At 41.2% G+C, this 20,749-nt stretch carries 12 protein-coding genes; 7 read left to right on the plus strand and 5 right to left on the minus strand.

The window, feature by feature from the left end; translation table 11 throughout:
• The first annotated feature begins 79 nt into the window (after positions 1–79).
• Entirely contained in the window at positions 80–1,747 is a 1,668-nt protein-coding gene (locus HMPREF1535_RS09825) for a nucleoside kinase (RefSeq protein ID WP_010800962.1), read from the plus strand.
• Positions 1,748–1,811: 64 nt separating this feature from the next.
• Here the strand turns inward: HMPREF1535_RS09825 and HMPREF1535_RS09830 are convergent, their stop codons facing one another.
• Genes HMPREF1535_RS09830 through ribF form a run of 3 tightly spaced genes read right to left on the minus strand, consistent with a single transcriptional unit; the run spans position 1,812 to position 5,154 of the window.
• Positions 1,812–3,095 carry a lipopolysaccharide biosynthesis protein gene (locus HMPREF1535_RS09830; RefSeq protein WP_046146006.1) on the minus strand — a complete coding sequence of 428 codons (1,284 nt, stop codon included), beginning with the start codon at positions 3,093–3,095 and terminating at the stop codon, positions 1,812–1,814.
• 4 nt (positions 3,096–3,099) lie between these two features.
• The gene (locus HMPREF1535_RS09835; RefSeq protein ID WP_046146007.1) at positions 3,100–4,155 is read right to left on the minus strand and encodes a M20 family metallo-hydrolase; all 1,056 of its coding nucleotides are present in this window, start codon (positions 4,153–4,155) and stop codon (positions 3,100–3,102) included.
• Positions 4,156–4,191: 36 nt separating this feature from the next.
• Positions 4,192–5,154, minus strand: coding sequence for a riboflavin biosynthesis protein RibF (gene ribF, locus HMPREF1535_RS09840; protein ID WP_046146008.1), 963 nt, complete (start codon positions 5,152–5,154; stop codon positions 4,192–4,194).
• A 103-nt stretch (positions 5,155–5,257) separates the two neighbouring features.
• Between ribF and HMPREF1535_RS09845 the strand changes: the two genes are divergently transcribed.
• Complete coding sequence (locus tag HMPREF1535_RS09845) at positions 5,258–8,407, plus strand: hypothetical protein (RefSeq protein WP_046146009.1); 3,150 nt, start codon at positions 5,258–5,260, stop codon at positions 8,405–8,407.
• 141 nt (positions 8,408–8,548) lie between these two features.
• On the opposite strand, the gene HMPREF1535_RS09850 is transcribed toward HMPREF1535_RS09845, so the two are convergent.
• Together HMPREF1535_RS09850 and HMPREF1535_RS09855 are read right to left on the minus strand one after the other, a co-directional pair.
• The gene (locus HMPREF1535_RS09850) at positions 8,549–9,013 is read right to left on the minus strand and encodes a hypothetical protein (protein ID WP_010800958.1); all 465 of its coding nucleotides are present in this window, start codon (positions 9,011–9,013) and stop codon (positions 8,549–8,551) included.
• Positions 9,014–10,091: 1,078 nt separating this feature from the next.
• Positions 10,092–12,062, minus strand: a complete 1,971-nt coding sequence (locus HMPREF1535_RS09855; RefSeq protein WP_046146010.1) for a TlpA family protein disulfide reductase — start codon at positions 12,060–12,062, stop codon at positions 10,092–10,094.
• A 347-nt stretch (positions 12,063–12,409) separates the two neighbouring features.
• Between HMPREF1535_RS09855 and HMPREF1535_RS09860 the strand changes: the two genes are divergently transcribed.
• The 5 genes from HMPREF1535_RS09860 (at position 12,410) to HMPREF1535_RS09880 (ending at position 20,641) form a co-directional block, all read left to right on the plus strand.
• The gene (locus HMPREF1535_RS09860) at positions 12,410–12,955 is read left to right on the plus strand and encodes an RNA polymerase sigma-70 factor (protein ID WP_046146011.1); all 546 of its coding nucleotides are present in this window, start codon (positions 12,410–12,412) and stop codon (positions 12,953–12,955) included.
• 120 nt (positions 12,956–13,075) lie between these two features.
• On the plus strand, positions 13,076–14,056 hold the full coding sequence (locus tag HMPREF1535_RS09865) for a FecR family protein (RefSeq protein WP_046146012.1): 981 nt from the start codon (positions 13,076–13,078) through the stop codon (positions 14,054–14,056).
• A gap of 166 nt (positions 14,057–14,222) precedes the next feature.
• Positions 14,223–17,510, plus strand: coding sequence for a SusC/RagA family TonB-linked outer membrane protein (locus tag HMPREF1535_RS09870; RefSeq protein ID WP_082207511.1), 3,288 nt, complete (start codon positions 14,223–14,225; stop codon positions 17,508–17,510).
• Between the two features lie 18 nt (positions 17,511–17,528).
• A complete protein-coding gene (locus tag HMPREF1535_RS09875) occupies positions 17,529–19,130 on the plus strand; it encodes a RagB/SusD family nutrient uptake outer membrane protein (protein WP_161799497.1) in 1,602 nt (533 codons plus the stop codon).
• Positions 19,131–19,204: 74 nt separating this feature from the next.
• Complete coding sequence (locus HMPREF1535_RS09880; protein WP_046146014.1) at positions 19,205–20,641, plus strand: Gfo/Idh/MocA family oxidoreductase; 1,437 nt, start codon at positions 19,205–19,207, stop codon at positions 20,639–20,641.
• Positions 20,642–20,749 lie beyond the last annotated feature (108 nt).

Raw genomic sequence — 20,749 nt, forward strand, 5'->3', positions numbered from 1 at the left:
AAATAGTTATACCTGGAAGTATATCCGATTAATATTCCTAACTTTAGGCAGCAAAACTACAAATAATAACTGATATAATATGTCTGAAACAATCACAATTTATTGCAAAAATAACAATACTTATAAAGAGGTACCAATCGGCTCCTCTTTATTGGATATTTATACGATGATGGGGGCGCCTCTGCGTTACCGCCCGATGAATGCAAAAGTGAATAACAAGGTGGAAGGCCTGAATTTCCATTGCTGGCATCCGAAAGATGTTGAGTTTGTGGATTATACTCAGCTTTCCGGGTTGCGTACGTATGTCCGTTCCCTTTGTCATATTTTCTCAAAGGCGGTCAATGATGTGTTGCCTTCCGCAACATTAAATCTGGAACATCCGATATCGAAAGGTTACTACTGTGTAATCCATAATGGCAAAAAGATCGATCTTGAAACAATCGACAAGATCAAGAAGCGTATGCGTGAAATTATCGATGCCGATATGCCTTTCCTGCATAAAACAGTCCGGACGGTGGATGCGGCTGTCCTTTTCCGTGAACGGGGAATGAATGACAAGGCGCGTCTGATCGAGACTGCCGGGATGCCTTACACTTCGTATTATGAACTGGATGGCTATATCAATTTCTTTTATGGCTGTCTGACGCCTTCCACCGGTTATATCCAGTTGTTCGATATCGTTCCGTATTTCGACGGGGTGTTGCTTCAGATACCGAAGAGAAGTAATCCGCTGGAACTGGAGCCGGCTATCACGCAGGATAAGATGTTCGAGGCTTATAAAGAGCATCTGACTTTGCAGCGCACATTGGATTTGAATAATGTGGGCGACCTGAACCGGGCTATCGAGAAGGGGCATACTTCCGAAATTATAATGGTTTCGGAAGCAATGCAGGAAAAACAGGTTGCTAAGATTGCGGAAGAGATTGCGAAGAGATATGAAGAAGGTGTCCGTATTGTTCTGATCTCGGGACCTTCGTCTTCCGGAAAGACAACTTTCTGCAAGCGTTTGGAAGTCCAGTTGATAACGAATCTGATCCATCCTGTGGCTATTTCGCTCGATGATTATTTCCTCAACCGGGAAGATACGCCGAAAGACGAGACGGGTGATTATGATTTCGAGTCGCTTTATGCTCTCGATCTGCCTTATTTTAACAGCGAGATGAAGGATTTGTTGGCGGGGAAAGAAATAGAAGTGCCTACTTTTGATTTCGGTTCGGGTAAACGTATCTATAAAGGTAAGAAACTGAAGATGCGTGAAAATTCGGTCCTGGTGATTGAAGGTATCCATGCGTTGAATCCGGAACTGACATCCATGATCGAGGATAAATATAAATACCGGGTGTATGTTTCCGTTCTGACATCCATCTCTTTGGATAACCATAACTGGATACCGACTACCGATAACCGTCTGTTGCGTCGTATCATCCGTGATTACCGTTTCCGCGGTTATTCGGCCAAAGATACGATTGCCCGTTGGCCGAGTGTGCGGCGGGGAGAGGACAAATGGATTTTCCCTTACCAGGAAAATGCGGACGCCATGTTCAACAGTGCCATGCTGTATGAGTTGGCGGCTTTACGCAAGTTTGCCGAACCGATCCTGGCCGAAGTACGTGAGAGCGATGAGGAAAACGCAGAAGCCTACCGCCTGTTGCGTTTCCTCCGTTACTTTAATTATATTCCGGACGTCGGCCTGCCCGGCACTTCGCTTTTACGCGAGTTCCTGGGGGGAGGAAGTTTCCGGTATTAAGAAAACAGATTGAATTATAATAGAAAAGCGGGTGGTATGCAGAGAGTATCTGTATGCCGCCCTTTTATTTTGTTTCGAGTTTTTCCCGTATCCGTTTTATCAGTTCCCGAAAATCTTCTTTATCGGGAATGAATTCGCTTAGCCTGGTTTGGTTTTGGCGGCAGAATACTGTAACTGAGAATATCAACATGGCACAGAACGCAATACTGGTACTGATGGCTGAGCCGACGACACCGTAAACAGGTATCAGTATGTGACCTGCTATGAATAAAGTTGTAAGGCCGACGCATGAACTGACTGCACTATAACGTATTTTCCCGCTTCCAATGAAATAATGGCTGAGTATGCTGTTGCACCCTAATGCAATAATTCCGATGGACAAGCCGAATATAATTTTTCGCATGCCGATAAATTCGGGACTGAACAGGTAATTGGTGTAAACCCATTCCGGTATAAACAGAATACAGATGGTTGTAGATGTAATTGCACAGAAGGTAAGTTTGAATAGTTTTAATGTAGTCCTTTTTTGTTCTCCTGCATTGGTCGTTTGTGCTACGCTGCTGTATTCGATGAAGCTGACACTCCGACTGATGTGCCAGACGCTTTCCGATATTTTTGTCCCGGCATCGAGTAATCCGACACTACCCAGTCCGGCAAACCTCTGGATCAGGAAATAGTTCAGCCGGGTGGTCAGTACTTCGGCAATATTGTCGGCACTACCCCAAAGTCCATAGGTAAACATTTCTTTTAGGATTGCGATAAACGGTTTGTTTGTAGGCTTATTTTCTCTTTTGGTCAGAAAGGGAAAAAGTAATATCAGACTGCCGATGAAAGCAATGCCGTAAGTGATGTATAATCCGTAAATATAGGATGAAACTTCTTGTTTTCCTGCTATATAATAAAAGTATAAAAGGATGAAGAACAATAATCCGCCTTGCAGCATATAAGTCAGATTAAATCCTGTAATCCTGTCTTTGCCCAGCAGAAAGCGGGCGTTGGTTGTAATAAAAGAGGAGATCAATGACAGCACATATATATCTGTCAGGTACTCTTTTGGAAATAGTCCGAACAGTAACATGGAGGCGCACGCTAATCCGGATCCTATTAGAGGCCATGCATAAGCCGGGAACAAAATAGTATGTATGGAATAACGGTTCATAAAATATACGATCGTATTGCCTGAAAGTACCCCATTGAATACAACGGCTATATTTATTGAAGCCAGGATGATACCCACCAGGCCAACCCCTTCCACACCCAATGCTTTGGCATTAATGAAAATGAGCATCAGATTAAGAAAGGCAATCAGATAGCGTGTTCCAATTGTCCCCAGTATTTTTTTCAACATACGATTATAATTTCAATCCATCCAGTAAACGGACATACGTATCGATCGCCTCCCTGATCTCCATCAGGCCGATATACTCGTCTGCCGCGTGCGAACGGGCGGAGTTTCCCGGGCCTATCTTGACGGAAGGGAACGGCATGAGTGCCTGGTCGCTGAGCGTGGGCGAACCGAACGGCTTTTTTCCCATCATGATGGCTCTTTGTACAAATGGGTGATCCAGTTCCGTACGGGTTGAGTTCAAACGGAAACTGCGTGCTTTTACCTCACATTTCACTTGCTCTTTGATCAGCTCGAACAGTTTTTCATTGGGGTAAAATTCATTTGTACGTATATCGACCGTGAATTCGCAGCGGTCAGGAACAACGTTGTGTTGTGTGCCGGCATGGATAATTGTAACGCTCATTTTTACCGGTCCGAGGAAATCACTCTTCTCCGGAAACTGGTAGGTGTTGAACCATTCAATATCTTTTATAGCCAATGTGATAGCATTGATTCCTTCATTACGGGCAGCATGACCGGCTTTTCCGGTTGCTACGCAATCAAGGACCATCAACCCTTTTTCGGCAACGGCTGGCTGCATGCCGGTCGGTTCTCCGACGATGGCAAAAGCGATGGGCGGGAGGTCTGCCAGTACACTTTCCAATCCGTTCTTTCCTGATACTTCCTCCTCGCAGGATGCCAGGAAAATCAGATTATAAGCCTGTTCTTTTTCGGTCAGTAGTGTGAAAGCCGAATACAGGGAAACAACGCTTGCTCCGGCGTCATTGCTGCCCAGGCCGTATAACTTTTCATCTTCGCTCTCTTCGGGATTGAAAGGGTATTTCGTCCAGCCGGAGGCCGGTTTTACGGTGTCGATATGTGAGTTCAGCAAAAGTGTTGGTTTATTCAGGTCGAAACCGGGAGAAACGATCCACAGATTATTCCCTTTACGGTGTACCGTATGTCCCGCAGCTTGCCATGTCTGTTGTAAAAAGTCGGCTACAGCCGCTTCATCCCGGCTGAAAGAGGGACGGCTGATCATCCCTTTCAAAGTATCTATTGCTTCGTAGTAAAGTTCCATCTATTCAGATTATTGAATTTAGTTACCGGTTGTATCTCAATTCCCCTCTTGAGAGGGGGCAGGGGGTGTGTTACATTCCGTCAATAGCCTGTCCACCGTCTCCCTGTCATGTCCGAGTTGTTCTATCAGTTCTTCCAGGGAATTAAATTTGACATCCCCCCGTACATAATATATAAACGCAACAGTTATTTCATTATTATAGATATCTCCGGAGAAGTCCAGTATATTCACTTCCAGTGTAATATTGTCGCCATTCTGAAGCGTAGGACGGTCGCCGATGTAGAGCATTCCTTTATATTTCTCTCCTTTCAGATAGACCCAGACTGCATAAACCCCGATCCCCGGTACAATTTTAAAAGGTTCGTTCACCTGTATATTGGCTGTTGGAAATCCCAGTTTGCGGCCGACTTTATAACCGTTTACAATCGTTCCCCGTAGCTGATAAGGGTAGGTGAGTAACCGGGCGGCATCTTCCACATCACCGTCTGTCAATAATTTCCTGATCTCGGAAGAACTTACTGCCGTACGTCCTTCGTCGTAAGGCGATGCTTTGATTACCTCCATCCCACAGGCTGCACCATAAACAACATATTGCTCAAAACCGTCTTTCCGGTCATGGCCGAAACGATGGTCATAACCGATCAGTAAAGCGGCTACATGTAATTTCTCCGCCAGTATGGAACTGATAAATTCCTGTGCCGTCAGGCGGGATAGCTCCACCGTGAAGTCGAGAACGATGCAGTAATCTATGCCGGTGGTAGCCAGTTGTTCCAGTTTTTCCTCAAATGAATTAAGTAATTTGGGCTGATAATCCGAATGCAATACGGCACGCGGATGCTCCGGAAAGGTAATAACGGCCGAAGGCAGGCCTTTCGTCTTCGCGACTTCCTTCAGTTCATTGATCAGGAACCGATGTCCCAGATGAACTCCGTCGAAGAAACCGATGGTAGCAACCAGTCTTTTCCCTTTTAATAAATCCGTATCTCTGATAACGATCATTTTCTTTCTATTCATTCAATGAAAAGGCAAAAGTACATAAAACCAATGGAAATTAGTCGTACATTTGACCTGATTTATTAACAGACATCTCTGAGTATTAGTTATGAAAAAAGTCTTTTATCTTCTGATTTGCCAGCTTTTATCCGTCTCCTATCTCTTTGCCGATGGTGTGCAGACTGAGAACAGAACGGTGATTTTCATACCTTCCGGTGGGGAAAAGGTTCATTTGTTAACTCCCGGAAGCAGTGTTTCCGAAACAGTATCCTTTAAACAGGAAGCCTATCCTGTTCGTAGACTCCTTCGTGTTGTCGGCGGAATAAAAATGCCGGCTCCTTTTGAGAAAAGGGGAGAGGAGATGTTCAGGCGGTCGGAATTTTATATCGACGACAATCTGGATTCCGTCCATGTGAAGAAAGATAAGTATTCCTTATATTTTAAAGGAGAAGACAATAACTTCGAGCGGCATGCCTATTACCGTATTTCGGGTGACTTGCTGAAACCCGGTGAACTGACGGTGACCTTGCCGGTTGTGAAACGTCAGGACCTGTCTGTTTCTGCGGGTGGTGACTTTGGCGTACAGATAGAATTGTTTTATAAAAAGCCCGGACGCTATAAAGACGATATTTACGACTGCCCTGATTCGCTGCTTTACTTCCCGGTACCCACAGGCTCCGGTAAATATCAGCAAGTAACGCAAACATTCGTGCTTCCTGATAACGTCGCATGTGCCTTTTTACGTATCGGGGGAACTCATTTCAGCGGCGAGTGCTGGGTGGAGGCACCCCGGTTGGTGCAGAACAAGAAACAGGTCTGCTCCATACCTTTTGCTAAGTTTGCCGATAAGACAGACGATTATAACTACTGGACCGGTTGTAACCTTTCTACCCGCAGCTGGCCGCGTTGGAAACTGGATTTCAACGGTACGACTGTTTACGAAGGAAATATTTTCGACAGAGCTTCTGATATAGCGGACTTTTATATCCTTCTGCCTGCATCCGTGCAGGGTAACGGCGATTTGAAACTGACTTTGCTCAAAGAGGATAACCGTGCAGCGTATTCTTATGAACTCCGTTCGCTGGAGATTATCGAAGAGAGTGCCCGTGATTTTGAGGTTGTTTCCGTGCCTGAATATGTTTCTGCCGGAGCGGCTTTCGGTGTACTGGTAGAAACGAATAAGCCGGATGTCCGTTTGAAGGTACAGGCTCCGTCTTCTGTTATCCCGGCGTATCAGGAAGTGGTATTAAAAGAAACAGGTTTGCACGTAATTGAGTTTCGTGCCGGCGATTATGCTTCAGCTGTCCCGATGATTTTTGATGACGGAAGCCGTAAAGCGGAAGTTACAATTCGTCAGATAATAGAAAAGGAACCGGATGAGGTTTACATTTCTTCCGGGGATGAGATTTATATAGATAAGGAATATGCGCCTTATGATTATTTCTTTAAATGGTATATCTCCCAGCGAGTCGGAAACTGGTATCAGTTTCGTCCTTCTTATCAGTGGAGCGGTTTCCGTGTAGCCCGTCCCGAAGTGATCCGTCATTATACCGGTTTGTTGAATAAGCTCCAGGTTCCTTATGCCTGGCAGGTGGAAGGCCGTACATTGGCCGGTAAACGTATCAACCCGGATTTGGAAACATTGGCTTCCCCGATGTTCCGCGGAAAGCAGGCACACGAAAATGACGGCGGTTATTATTACTGGCAACATTTCCTGTATCAGGGAGTCTTCTCGGATATGGCTGCCCGTAATCGTCCTTATGGCGGTATTTTTGCTAAACATCGCCCGATTTATACCGACCACGGAACCTTTATCCATTATGACCCGTATGGTGTCAAGGATATGGCCGACGGTGCCCGCAAGCTGGTTGAGAATTTCCGTTACTCAAAAGGAGAGAGCAGCCGCCATACAGGTCCTTCCACGTTGTTCCGTTATTTGTATCAGGCAGGCTATAACTGGTTGGGAGCCGAGCAGATGTACGGCCCTGAAGAAATTATCCTGTCTTCGTTGCGCGGTGCTTCACGTGCTTACAGCAAGCGGGATTTCGGAACGTTGCATGCTATGCAATGGGGTTCAGGGCCTTTTACCGACCCGAAACATTCTTTACGTTTGTATATGTCGCTTGCCGTAGCCTATATGCACGGTTCTTCCCATATGAATACGGAAGAAGCCTTGTGGCTGGACGAATATGCCAACGACCGTTATTCCCAATCGGGCAAAGAACATTTATATGCACAGCACCGTGTGCTGGATTTCATAGAAACACATACCCGTCGCGGCGAATTGAAAAGTAACGTCGCTGTTATCCAGGGAAGGAATGACGCCTGGAAGTCATTCGGTCGCGGCAGCTTATGGTCACAGAAGGGTGACAAGTGGCAATTTAATAAGGCAACGGAAAGTTTTGACCTCCTGAAAGTCTTCTATCCCAATAATATCGTGGATGGTTGCGGTCCTAACGGTTGGTTTACCTCTACGCCTTACGGGACTATCGACATTCTGCCTATCGAGGCTCCGCAAGATGTGATGAATAAATATAAGGCAATGGTATTCCTCGGCTGGAACAGTTTCGATGAAAGCGACTTCCTCCGCATCCGCAACTATGTATTTGACGGCGGAACGCTTGTCCTGACGGCCGCCCATCTGAATGCCGAACTTCAACCTGACCAACCGGCAAAGTTCCCAACTAACGATGCGGTTATCCGTGAAATGTTGGGCGATAATTACAAGTCTTTGAATGGAAAGACCATTATCCCGTTCGGATCAGGAAAGATCATCTACTTCCCGCAGGCAGCTTATCCGGCAGAATCGTCTTTGAGAAGCCAGTATGAAGAAACAATGCGTGAGTTAGCTACGGAAACCGTGAACAAGGAACTTCCCTCCGGTTGGATCGAATCTGCTCCGTCTGTAGGTTTTACTGTTTGGGATAACAAAGACCATCGCACGATTTATCTGCTGAACACTGACTGGCAAAGTGCTGAACAGCAACATACGGCAACCTTCGTCTATAACGGAAAGAAATTCCCTGTTGATGTCAGACGTTATCATATCGAAACTGTTCATTGCGCTAACGGTTTAGCGATTAATCCCGGTAGTAATACGACGGATATTTTAAGCATAAATAAAGAAGGTAACAGTTGGAAAGTAACCGTACAGAATACGGAGAAAGATACAATCCGTTGTTTTAATGCAGAAACAGGAACGACAACCACTGTTGTGCTGGATAGCCCTTCTGTTCATGTGATTACGATTGGGTATTGAAAAATAAGGTATCTCTGTCAAGTTGATTTAAAATAGAATATCCTCCGATGAAACCGGAAAGAAACCGATTCATCGGAGGATATTTATACCTGAGCATTTGTAGAACAAGTTCACTCAAGCCTCTGTTAAATAAACGCAGACTTAGTTATTCTTCTTATCTTTCTCTATTTTCCTCAAAAGATATTCCACATTAATAAAATGCCGGGTGTATTCCGCATGCATCCTTCTTACAACCGAACTGGCTGCTGCCATCTGAGCAAGGAACTGTAAATGTTTTCCCAAAGAAACATTCACTTCCATCCGTTCTTTCTTTTGTATGGTATCCTGTACGGAATAGGCACCACAAGCCATTTGTATTTCCGGCATTCCCTCATCCCAGGCATGCTGTGTATACTTGCAAAGTATTCCGAGATTTTTCTTTAAATCTTTACGAAGGATACTTAGCACTTCAAAATCATTGCGATTGGCAGAACAGGCATTCGGATTAACCAGACGGGCAAATTTAAGGTAAAATTCTTTCAATTCTTCTTCGGAAAAAGGAGATGGGTTGCCACTTGTTTTTTGCATCTCTTCACTTTGTTGGACAGTTAACAATTCTGTTTCCATACATATTAATATTAGATGTGAAGGCGAAGATTTTCTAAATATAAGAGCGGTTCCGCCTGTCCCGTTGCATTTCCTACCTCAGGCAGAGTAGATGCATTAACATTCTACACGGGGGTACGGAACCGCCATATAGAATGCTCGTGAGCGGACATAAAAATGCCCGCCACGGAAATTGGCAGGTTTCCCCGCCTGAGATATAGGAAATGCATCACAAATGTACGATAATAATTAAAGGATGCAATAAAATACACTTCAAAATTTGTAGATGAATTGATACTGGTAGTAGAGATACTTATAGCAGTTAGAGCTTTTAGGATAAGTCTCGATGCAAATAATTTCAATTCTGATAAAATATGAACAACTTTCTCTGATAGTCCTAAATTGACAAAATGCTATATAAGGAACCTTCTGAATAAGCTGTATGGGGTGGTATTTTGTACAGTTAGCTTTTATGCGACTGTGGGGAAGGATGGAATGTGCAAAAAGTCGGAATAATGGTGTGATATGCGTTATAATAATATCGTATTACATATGGCGGATGCTATCTGCTGTATTGATGGTGATTTTGCAAAATAAAAGATATTGGAAAAGTATCTGTGATATTCCTTGTTTCAGAAATAAAACATGCTCTTTAGCATGAAAATATCCCCTCGAAAATTCGAAAAATGAGTTTTTTTCTTGTTTTATTAACGTTTTTTTAGCTTATGTCGAGTAAATTTTCAACCATAATAAAAATATACTTCATTTAAAACGAATATAAATTCCGTTTTAAATGAAATATATTTTGCTTGAAGAACAGATAAAGTCGGATGCTTTGTTAATAAATGTATATAAAATTATCCTAGATAGGCAATATGGATGAATATACTGGTTGTTTAAATAAGTATTTTGCTATCATAAAGACATCTAATCGTTTGATTTGATAGAATAATGATATATTGATAATCAATTGAAAGCCGACATAACTGTTATTTGTGAGTCAACTGTCAACTTCAGAAATGTTTCATTTCTGATAAAAATAACCCTGATAAACCCTTTTAACGGGTATATTCAAAGAGGATGAACTCTTTGGGGCAGTTTACTTTTTATCCGGGAATAACTTTTGTATTTCATACTCTGCATTGTGTCCGGGGAAATTATCGTCGACCACATTCCCATCCCGATCCAGCATGACATAACGAGGTATGCCATTGAATTTGAATAGTTGACGCAGATAGTTGTATTCATCTTCCGGCAAACGGAACAGGTTGTCACCCATATCATTTTCTGAAATAAATTTATTGTAAGAGGCTTCAGGAGAACCGCCTGTATCTGTAATATAGACAAAGGCGAAGTCCGGACTTCCTTTATATTTGTCTCTTAGTGGCTGCATATGTTTAATGCCGTAAATACAAGGTCCGCAGGTAGTAGCCCAAAAGTCGACTAAAACGAATTTTCCTTTGTGCGGGTCTGTCATTTTACGGAAAATATCCGTGGCCTTCCCTTCCGGAAGTTTATAGGCTTGTTTTTCTCCTTCCGGAAATTTCTTGGCATACATACGCATCGTTTCTTCTTTCAGGAAAGGCTCTGAGATACTGTTGTTTATTTCTTCAGCCAGCAAATGTCCTTCTTTGGGTGTAAGCATCTCTAGTGCATAATTCAGCGAACGGGTTTTTGCAATCTCAAACAGCAGACCGGGCGTGACTTGCAATTCATTCCGTAAGACAGAATCTTTGCGTAACCATCCCTTGCTAAACATTTCAAGCTTATTCTCGGGGGTGAATGTCATATCTGCGTTGTTGAAAGGTCCCATATATTCATAACGGTTGATGAAAGAACTGAACATATTCGAGACAAGTAAACTTTTGTCGTTACTATTTATCTTCGGAAGGAAGTTATAATAATCATTCGGAATCGGTTGTTTCAGGATTTCATTGGTAGAGTCCTGAGAGGCGTAATACCTTCGTGTCATAACATAATCAAACAAAGCTCCGTAAAATGATAGAAGTATTTTATTTTTCAGTAATTGCTGGCCTTTGATTGAAATAGTATTTTGTTTCAGCTTTTCTGCCAGTGAGTTATCAGCCTCTTTCAAAGCGTTCAATTGCTGTTGTTTAAATTCCGCCGGGGCAAGAGTTTTTAGTTGCTTTTCGAAATTCCGATAATTGAAAGTATTCACTTTAAACTTGTTAAGTTCTTTGTTTATTCCGGCTGAGGCTCCTTTGAAATCTATGTTTTTAAACTCATACCGGCGATCGCGATATCGGTCTGCCATCAGGAAGTCTTCCCAGTCGAGAGAAATAAATAAGGTTTCTCCCGGTTCGATATAAAATGGAATGGAAGTCCTTTTGAAAGAGATATAACCTTCCCAGGGATGATTTAAAAGAAAGTCAGCCTCGAAACGTCCGTCAGGATGGATTTGTATGACAGTCGGATAGTCTTCGCGGGTTAGTTCGTTACCAGTATAAATCATGCCGGTACTGAAGCCGGCTCTGGGATCGTATCCTTTTAGAAAACCGCGTAAATGGGCTGTGTCTTTCCGGAAGAAGTCGGTTCCGTAACCGGTCGACGGATCAGCTTCTGCTGCCAGCTGCTTTTCCATATCTTCCCATGTCCCGTATATGCTTTCTTCCACCGGTTTCTTTTTCTGATCTTTTGTTTTTTTCAGTGAGATTCCGAAGATTGAACCTTCTCCAGTATCTGATTCGATATAATCGAATTTCTTCATTTTTTTATCGAAAGGAGGAAAGATCAGGACAAATGTGGAGTCGCCGGAATCAGGCATAAATGTTTTTTTACCGAACTCGGTTCCTTCGATTCCGGTCGGAAAATATTTCTTTCCGGTATCCGCATCTTTGATGTAAGTAGTACTGTCGAAAGAAATCCACCAGTGGGGAATAAATTCGCAATGTACTTGTACCCGTGTGTTTTCTTTGTTTCGCTCTATCTGAGTGATCGTATTGATACCTGTGCTTTTAAATTCATAAGCAGGGTTTTCAATGACGCGTTGGGCGAATGCTGTATGGCTGAGACCCAGAAGTAAGAATAGGATGACTGTTTGTTTTTTCATATCGGAATGTTTTAAATGTTATCCTTTCGTTAATTTATAAGGCTAAAGATAGGTTTTAGTAGTTATAAACAGCTTGTTTGGGTATGGTATTATTCTGTTTTTATCCTATTTTATTGTTTACTATGGGGGCTTTAACAGATATTTTATCTTTTAGTTGCTTGCTGCCTTTGAATTTTAATTCCTGTAGTTGAATATTTTGATGGATGGTTGCTATTGCCCCGATTAGTGTACAGATTGGAGGATTCAATAATTTTTTCGGCAGATGTATATAGGTGTTTTATAAAGGGTATAGCGTTAAAATAGAGTTGGGACAGGGCGTTTTCCGAGATTTTTAATAAGTTTGCAAAATGGAAGTAAAAGATCAGACGACAAATTGTTATCAGCGCATATATATGGAATATGCGCCTATGTTGCTTCGTTTTGCGGGCAAGTTTGTCTCCGGATTCTTTGCAGAGGATATTGTGCATGATGTTTTCCTGAAATTATGGGATAAGCAGGTTTTCCTTCTTCCTGATGACGATTTGAAAAGGATTCTTTTTGTAGCTGTGCGTAATGCCTGCATCGACCATCTGCGTCGTTCTAACATGGAGCAGGAGATACTTGACCGCCGTGCTGTACAGCTAAAATTGGAAGAACTGGATTATTTCGAATCGTCCGACGAACTTTTCATGCGGAAAGATTTGTTGGAGCTTCTAATGAAGAAAGTGACGGAATTACCAGAACGAAGCCAGGAAATATTCCGTCTCTCTTATCTGAAAGGAATGAAAGCTGCTGAGATCGCTGAACAACTGGGTTTATCTGTCCGTACGGTAGAGAACCAATTGTATCGTTCCTTGCTTTACCTCCGTAAGCACTGTTCTCATTTATTCTTTTATCTTTTTACCTTGATTTAAAAGGGGGCATTTTTTTATTTTAAAAAAAGTTTGTTTTCGTGTGAGTACTTTTCATGTCCCATTCGTTATAAGTTCATAAAGGACTAAGTCACTAAAGACGACGAATTACAGGGAAAAAGTATGGAACATGATTATACAGAGTTAGTTATAGGTTACTTGCAAGGTAATCTTTCCAAAGAAGAAACAGACCTTTTTTACGATTGGGTGAATGAGAGTGCCTCCAACAAAGAGACATTCTTTGAAATCAAAGCAATATATGATGCCGGTCTGTTTTTAGGAAAACCGTTGGATACGGCTTCCAGCTGGCACCGTTTGCTTAATAAAAAGAAAAATTCACAAACTCGCCGGTTCAATCTTTGGTACCAAATAAGTAGCTATGCAGCGGTGGCCCTGATAGCTGTGGCGATTAGTTCTGTTTTCTTTTTATTTATCCGTGATGACGACAAGACTTTATATTCTAAGTATATAGGAGGTGACGGCCTGGAGGCAGATGTAATAGAGTTACCAGATGGTACACATGTTAGTCTTGGCTCAAAAACGACTTTCCATTATGATAAGAATTTTGGAAAAGATAAACGTATTGTATATCTGGAAGGTGAGGCATATTTTGAAGTCGCCAAACAAAAGAATAAACCTTTTATTGTAAAGACAAAAGAACAGGATATCGAAGCCCTTGGAACCAAGTTCAATGTAATGGCTTATCCAATGGATTCTATGACAATCACTACGTTGCTGGAAGGATCAGTTCGTCTGACAACAATGCATATTGCTAAACAAACGATATTGGAACCCAACCAGCAGTTTGTATATAACCGGAATACAGAATCAGCTATCCTTCGAAAAGTGGATGCCCGGCAATTTGTATCGTGGACTTCCGGTTATTATTATTTTCATGAACAAAGTCTAAAAGCAATTTTAGATCGTCTTAGTCACGTTTATGGTGTAGAGTTTGCTGTAAGTTCTAAGACATTGAATAAGCGCACTTTCACCGGAACTTTCTATCGGGGACAGAGTATTAAAGATATTATGGAAATCGTCAATCTTTCTATTCCGGTCAAATATAAGATTGACGACCGTCATGTGACGATTTCGGAAAAATAGGTTATAATAGAGTAGTTAACTTTTAAATTCAATAATATGAGTGGATAACGTAAGAAATTAAAAAAAGAAGGGAAAATATCTTGCCGGATATTCTTTTCTAAAGTGTGTGATTCAATTAAACTTCCATTGCCGTGGAATGTGTTTTTAATCTTAAAACAATCAAAGTATGAATAATCAACGAATAGTTGTTTCCGTAAACCTGAAAAGAACTATTAAAATTATGAAGCTAACCGTGTTAATGCTTGTTGTTTGTCTATCGCAAATGGTAGCGGCAACTTATGCACAAACCACCAAATTGAGTGTCTCTGTTAAAAATGAAACACTGGAGCATGTATTGAAACAAATAGAAAAACAGTCTGAATTCCTGTTTTTCTATAATCTGGAAGAGATAAACAAGAATGAAAGGATCTCAATTGATAAGAGAAATACGAATATCTCAGAAATTCTGGATGCGATTGCTGAAAAAACCGGACTGAAATATGCAATAAGGGATCGTCATATTGTATTGATGGTGAATAATGAACCTCCTGCTGTTGCACAACAATCACATAGAGTAACAGGTGTTGTAAAAGATGCAGCGGGAATTCCGGTTATTGGGGCCAATGTAGTAGTGAAAGGTACGACGAATGGTACAGTAACAAATATAGATGGAGAATATAGTTTGAGTGTACCTTCATCGGCTGTTTTACAGATTTCTTATATCGGTTATAATACACAGGAAGTTACCGTAGGAAATAAAACTGTGTTGAATATTTTATTACAAGAAGATTCTCAGAGATTGAATGAGGTTATTGTTGTTGGATATGGTACACAGAAAAAAGCAACTTTAACGGGGGCAGTGGCCAGCGTAAGATCAGAACAGATTGCGAATAGAGCAGCTTCTGATGCAACAAATTTGCTGACAGGTATAGCTCCGGGATTAACAGCCATTCAACGTTCCGGACAGCCGGGTGCTGATGGTGCTGAATTTATTATTCGTGGTCCCGGTACATTAAATTCAACATCTCCTTTGATTATAGTCGATGGAATTCCCGGTAGTTTGAATGCAATAGATCCGAATGATATCGAAAATATCAGTGTTTTGAAGGATGCTGCATCTGCTGCCATTTATGGTGTACGTGCTGGTAACGGTGTTATCTTAGTAACCACAAAGAAAGGAAAGGAAGGTCGCATGAAAGTTTCTTACAATGGGTATATCGGTTTTCAAAATCCGACACGTTTACCTAAATGGGTGAATTCAGCAGATTATGCTACACTATATAATGAAGCTTTGACAAATGACGGATTAGCTCCGAAGTATTCAGAAACCGATATTGACAATTATCGTAAAGGAACTGATCCGGATTTATATCCAAACTCCGATCAAACAGATGCTTTGTTTTCAAAAAACGGTTTTCAACACAGTCACCATATTCAGTTAGATGGAGGAACGGAAAAAACAAGATATAATTTTTCTTTGGGTTATCTGAACAGAGAAGGTTTGATAGCACAAACAGATCTGGAAAGATATTCTATCAGAGGAAACTTTGACTTTGATATCAGTAAACGTGTGAACTTTGGGGTGAATTTTTCTTATATCAGACAGGAAAAATCACAACCCTACCAAAGTATTAGTGAGTTAGTTCATCGTTCATACCGTGAAACTCCTGTAACTCCGATCAAATGGTCTAACGGAAATTGGGCAGCCTTTATGAATGAACATAATTCGGTGGCAGAAGCTGAAAATGGAGGATATGACCATTATACAGATAACTTCCTGACAGCAATTGGAACACTAGAAATAAAGCTTATAGACGGATTGTCTGTAAAAGGGGTTACTGCGATGAATGGTAATTTTACTCATACCAAAAGACAGCAATATAATTTATCTCTTTATAATGCACCGGACGTTGTCGGTATGAAGTTCAGACCCTATCTGTTTGAAAATAGAGGTGAGTCTTCCGATATAAATCTACAAGCATTTTTAAATTATAACAAAACATTCGGAATGCATAATGTAGCAGCAGTATTAGGTTATGAACAGCGTAAATATACAAACTCTTCTATTGCTGCATCCCGTTATGATCTTCCGGAGAACAACTTGTTGGACCAAATAAATGCGGGAGATGCATCTGATCAACGTAATGATGGTGGTATGGATGAGAATAGCATCCGTTCAGTATTTGGCAGAATAAATTACAATTTCGCAGAACGTTATTTGCTTGAAGTTACACTAAGATATGATGGATCTTCACGTTTCCCGAAAAACAATCGTTTTGAGTTATTCCCCTCTGTTTCTGCCGGATGGCGTATTTCTGAGGAAGACTTTTTCAATTTTGATCCGATATCCAACTTGAAGTTAAGAGCTTCCTGGGGACATTTAGGAAATCAGGAAATTGGAAATTATGCTTATCAGAACAAATATTCTTTAGGCCGTTTATATGGCTTTGGAAATATAATGTATTCCGGTATCGCAGAAAATTATTCTATGTCAAATTCCACTATCGGTTGGGAAAATACAGAAATGGTGAATGCCGGTTTGGATTTGAACATACTTAATAACCGATTATCATTCACTTTCGATTATTTTGTAAGAAACACCCGTGATATTTTAATGAGCTTGCCTCAACCCACTATTTTAGGGGCTTATGCTCCGGTAATTAATGCCGGTGCCGTGCGCAATAAAGGCTTTGAAATGCAACTGGGGTGGAATGATCAGTTGAAAGACTTTAATTATTATGCTAATTTAAGTGTATCCAGAGTAAAAGACAAAATTACTGACTTGAAGGGGGCTGATACTCCGGGGCGTTCCGTGGGAGATCCGATTAATAATATTTTTGGTTTAGAAGCTATTGGCTTGTTTGCCTCAGAAGAAGAAATAAAAAATGCTCCTAATCAAGACTATACAGGAGGAGCCTCTCCTGGTGATATCAGGTATAAAGATCAGAATGGAGATAAAAAGATTACGGCTGAAGATCGTGTTAATTTAGGTAATACTTTCCCTGGAGTTACTTTCGGTTTACAATTGGGGGCCAGTTACAAAGGCTTTGATATCGCGACAACTATTCACGCTGTTGCTGATGTGCAGGGTTATTTGACAGGTACAGCTGCTCAGGCATTTGCTAATGGAGCTAGTGCATTGGAAGCTCAAAAAGATCGTTGGACTCCCAATAATCTGAATGCTTCTTATCCGCGGCTTTCGCTGAATAATGCCAGCCGGAATTATACTCAGACAAATTCATTCTTTATGGAAAATGCAAGTTATATAAAGATGAGGAATTTGCAAATAGGTTATTCACTGCCTAAGTCTATCTTAAGTAACCTATTTGTTGAAAAGTTCCGTTTTTATGTAAATGCAGACAATTTGTTTACAATAACCAGTTTCAGAGGGTTTGACCCGGAAACACCCTGGGGAGGAGGGAATATTTATCCGATGGTTACTTCTTATACATTTGGTTTAAATCTTGTATTCTAATCATTAATGATGACAAACATGAAAAAGTATATATTTATATGGATTATAGGGATAATGTTTCCCTTATTTACTGCTTGTAATGATGGTTTCCTGGATTTGAATCCAAGGGATCAGTTATCAGAACAGACATTCTGGGCAACGGAAACGGATGCTTTTAATGCGCTGGTAGGTGTTTATTCCCGTTATACGGATGGAGATAATGTATGGATGTATTATGATCATATTCTTGGACTTCCTGCCCGTAGTGATGAAGCTGTCAATGTGTGGAAAGGTAATGATTATAATAACTTAGGTGCGGGAAATAACAGTCCTTCAATGTGGTATACAAAAGAATTGTGGTCTATTCGTTATCGTATCATTCGTACATGTAACGTCTTTTTGACCAACATAGATAAACCTCAAATGGATGATACAAAGCGTGAACAGATGAAAGGAGAAGTAAAATTCTTACGTGCTTTCGCTTATCATTTCTTATTGAACAACTGGGGAGGTGTTCCTATTATTGAGGAACCTTTAACGCTGGAAGAGTTGAAACGCCCGAGAAATACAGCAGAAGAGGTTTTGGATTTTATATTGAAAGATTTGGATGAGGCTGCCAAAGTATTGCCGGAAACATGGTCTTCCGAATATGCCGGACGCATTACTAAAGGAGCTGCTTTGGGAATGAAAGCTCGTGTGTTATTATATGCCGGACGTTGGGAAGAAGCTGCAATTGCGGCAAAAGCCGTGATGGATTTAGGAGTACACTCTTTATTCTCCAGTTATGAAGATTTATTTGAAATCAGCAATAAATATAATGAGGAAGTTTTGTATGCTTGGCAATATGTCGGTCAGAATATGGCCAATTATACGCAGATATACATGCATTTTCCAAGTTTCGGAGGCTGGGGGGGAACAAATCCTTTACAGGAGTTTGTAGACGGAATTCTTTGTACAGATGGTAAACCGTCTAATGAATCAGCTGTTTATAATCCGGACAAACCTTACGAGAACAGAGATCCTCGTTTTTATATGTCTGTGATTTATCCCGGTTCAACTTATAGAGGTGTCGAGATCCCGGTTTACGGAGATGTCGATTATCCGGGGGCAACAGGTAATTCTTCCCAATCAGGATATTATACTCGTAAATTCCTGGATGAAGGAGCTGCAAGGTATGCTTTGATCCCCATGGAAAGTAATGTGATTATTTTGCGTTATGCAGAAGTCCTTTTGACGTATGCTGAAGCGAAAATCGAATCAGGTTCAATCGATCAGTCCGTTTATGACGCTATCAATATGTTGAGAGCTAGAGCTTATGGTGTAGACATCAGTCAGACGGATAAATATCCGGCTGTAACAGGGGGAAGCCAGGAAGAGTTGAGAAAAATAGTACGCAATGAACGAATGATAGAACTTTGCTTTGAAGGACAGCGCAGGGACGACATTATTCGTTGGCGAACCGCAGAAAAACTAATGAATGGAGCTTGCTATGGAATTCCGATAGAAAAGGATGGAAAGGAGCATATTCTTGTAATGGAACGTCGTTTTGATCCATCTTACCATTATCTGTTCCCGATTCCACAGGATGAAATAGATTTGATCGGCAAAGATATTATGAAACAAAATCCAGGTTGGGATTAATTCTTTAGACTTTATAATCCTGAGTGGTAAATCATTCAGGATTATTTTTATCAAACCAATAAATACTTATTATCATGAGTATAAATCGTCGTAACTTTTTGAAAGGCTCTTTGCTGGGAGCCGGTGTTGCATTAACCGGCTTTACGGGCTGTACCTCAACGAATAAATCGGAGGTTGAAGCTGTTGTAAAAGAATGTGTTGAAAAAGGGAAAAACAGAAAACAGTTATTTAACATGTGCGGTTATGCCGCTGCCCCTATTCCGGTTGTTCGTATAGGTTATGTAGGGATAGGTAGTCGTGGAAGTTGGGCGGTTACCCGTATTCTCAATATCAAAGAGATTGAAATCAGAGGACTGTGTGATCTCCGGGAAGAAGCGGTAAAAAAGAATCAGGAAACCTTGAAGAATTTTAATAAGCGTCCGGCAGAAGAATATTTTGGAGATGAATATGCTTGGAAAAAATTATGTGAACAGGAAGATATCGATTTGATCTATATCGCAACTCCCTGGGAATGGCATACTCCTATCGCTGTATATGCTATGGAATGTGGAAAACATGTAGCAGTGGAAGTTCCTGCCGCAAAAACTCTGGAAGAATGTTGGCAATTAGTAGAAACCTCGGAGAGGACAAAAAGACATTGCATGCAGTTGGAAAATTGTTGTTATGACTTCTTTGAAATATTAACTGTAAATATGGTTCAACAGGGATTGTTTGGAGAAGTTATACATGGGGAAGGGGCTTATATACATGAGTTATTGAGTGGTATGTTCGGAGAACCGCAATGGCCGACCTGGCGATGGGATGAAAATCATAAAAGTGGGAATCCTTATCCGACCCATGGACTGGGGCCGGTTTGTTGGGCAATGAATATTAATCGGGGAGATAAGATGGAATATTTGACTTCTATGTCGACTGATGATTTCTTGATGGAAGCAAAAGCCAAAGAATTAGCCGCTCAAAATGATTATTACAAACCAATGGCAGAAATGAAGTACCGGGGAAATATGAATACGACAACGGTTCGTACAGCCAAAGGAAAAACAATCATGATTCAACATGATGTAAGTACTCCACATCCTTACGATCGCTTACATGTTTTGACGGGAACAAAAGGATCATGCCGGAAATATCCGGAGCCGGGTAAGATTGCGTTCGGACATGATTATATATCTCCGGAAAAACTGGCGGAATTGGAAGTTCAGTATACGCCTGAAGTTGTCAAACACATTTCTGAAGTTGCCAAAATTATTGGTGGACACGGAGGGATGGATTTTATTATGGATTGGCGTATGATAGATTGTTTGAGAAATGGTCTTCCCCTCGATATGGATGTGTATGATGCGGCAAGCTGGTGTTCTATTACTCCGTTGAGCTATTGGTCCGTTGCCAATCGTTCTAACTCTATCGATATCCCAGATTTTACAGGGGGAGCATGGCTGAAAAATCATCCTGTGGATTTGACACTTCGGGGAGGAGGCAATACGAATGTTGTTGAACAACCTAAATCCTGATTTCAAAGTTCTCTGGCAAGGGTAGGCACACAGATAATACAGATTAAACAGATGAGCACAGATTATTTATTGATTTTCAATTTATTTATCTGTGCTAATCTGCCCGAT

This window comes from Parabacteroides goldsteinii DSM 19448 = WAL 12034 (assembly GCF_000969835.1).
GTDB classification, from domain to species: Bacteria; Bacteroidota; Bacteroidia; order Bacteroidales; family Tannerellaceae; genus Parabacteroides; species Parabacteroides goldsteinii.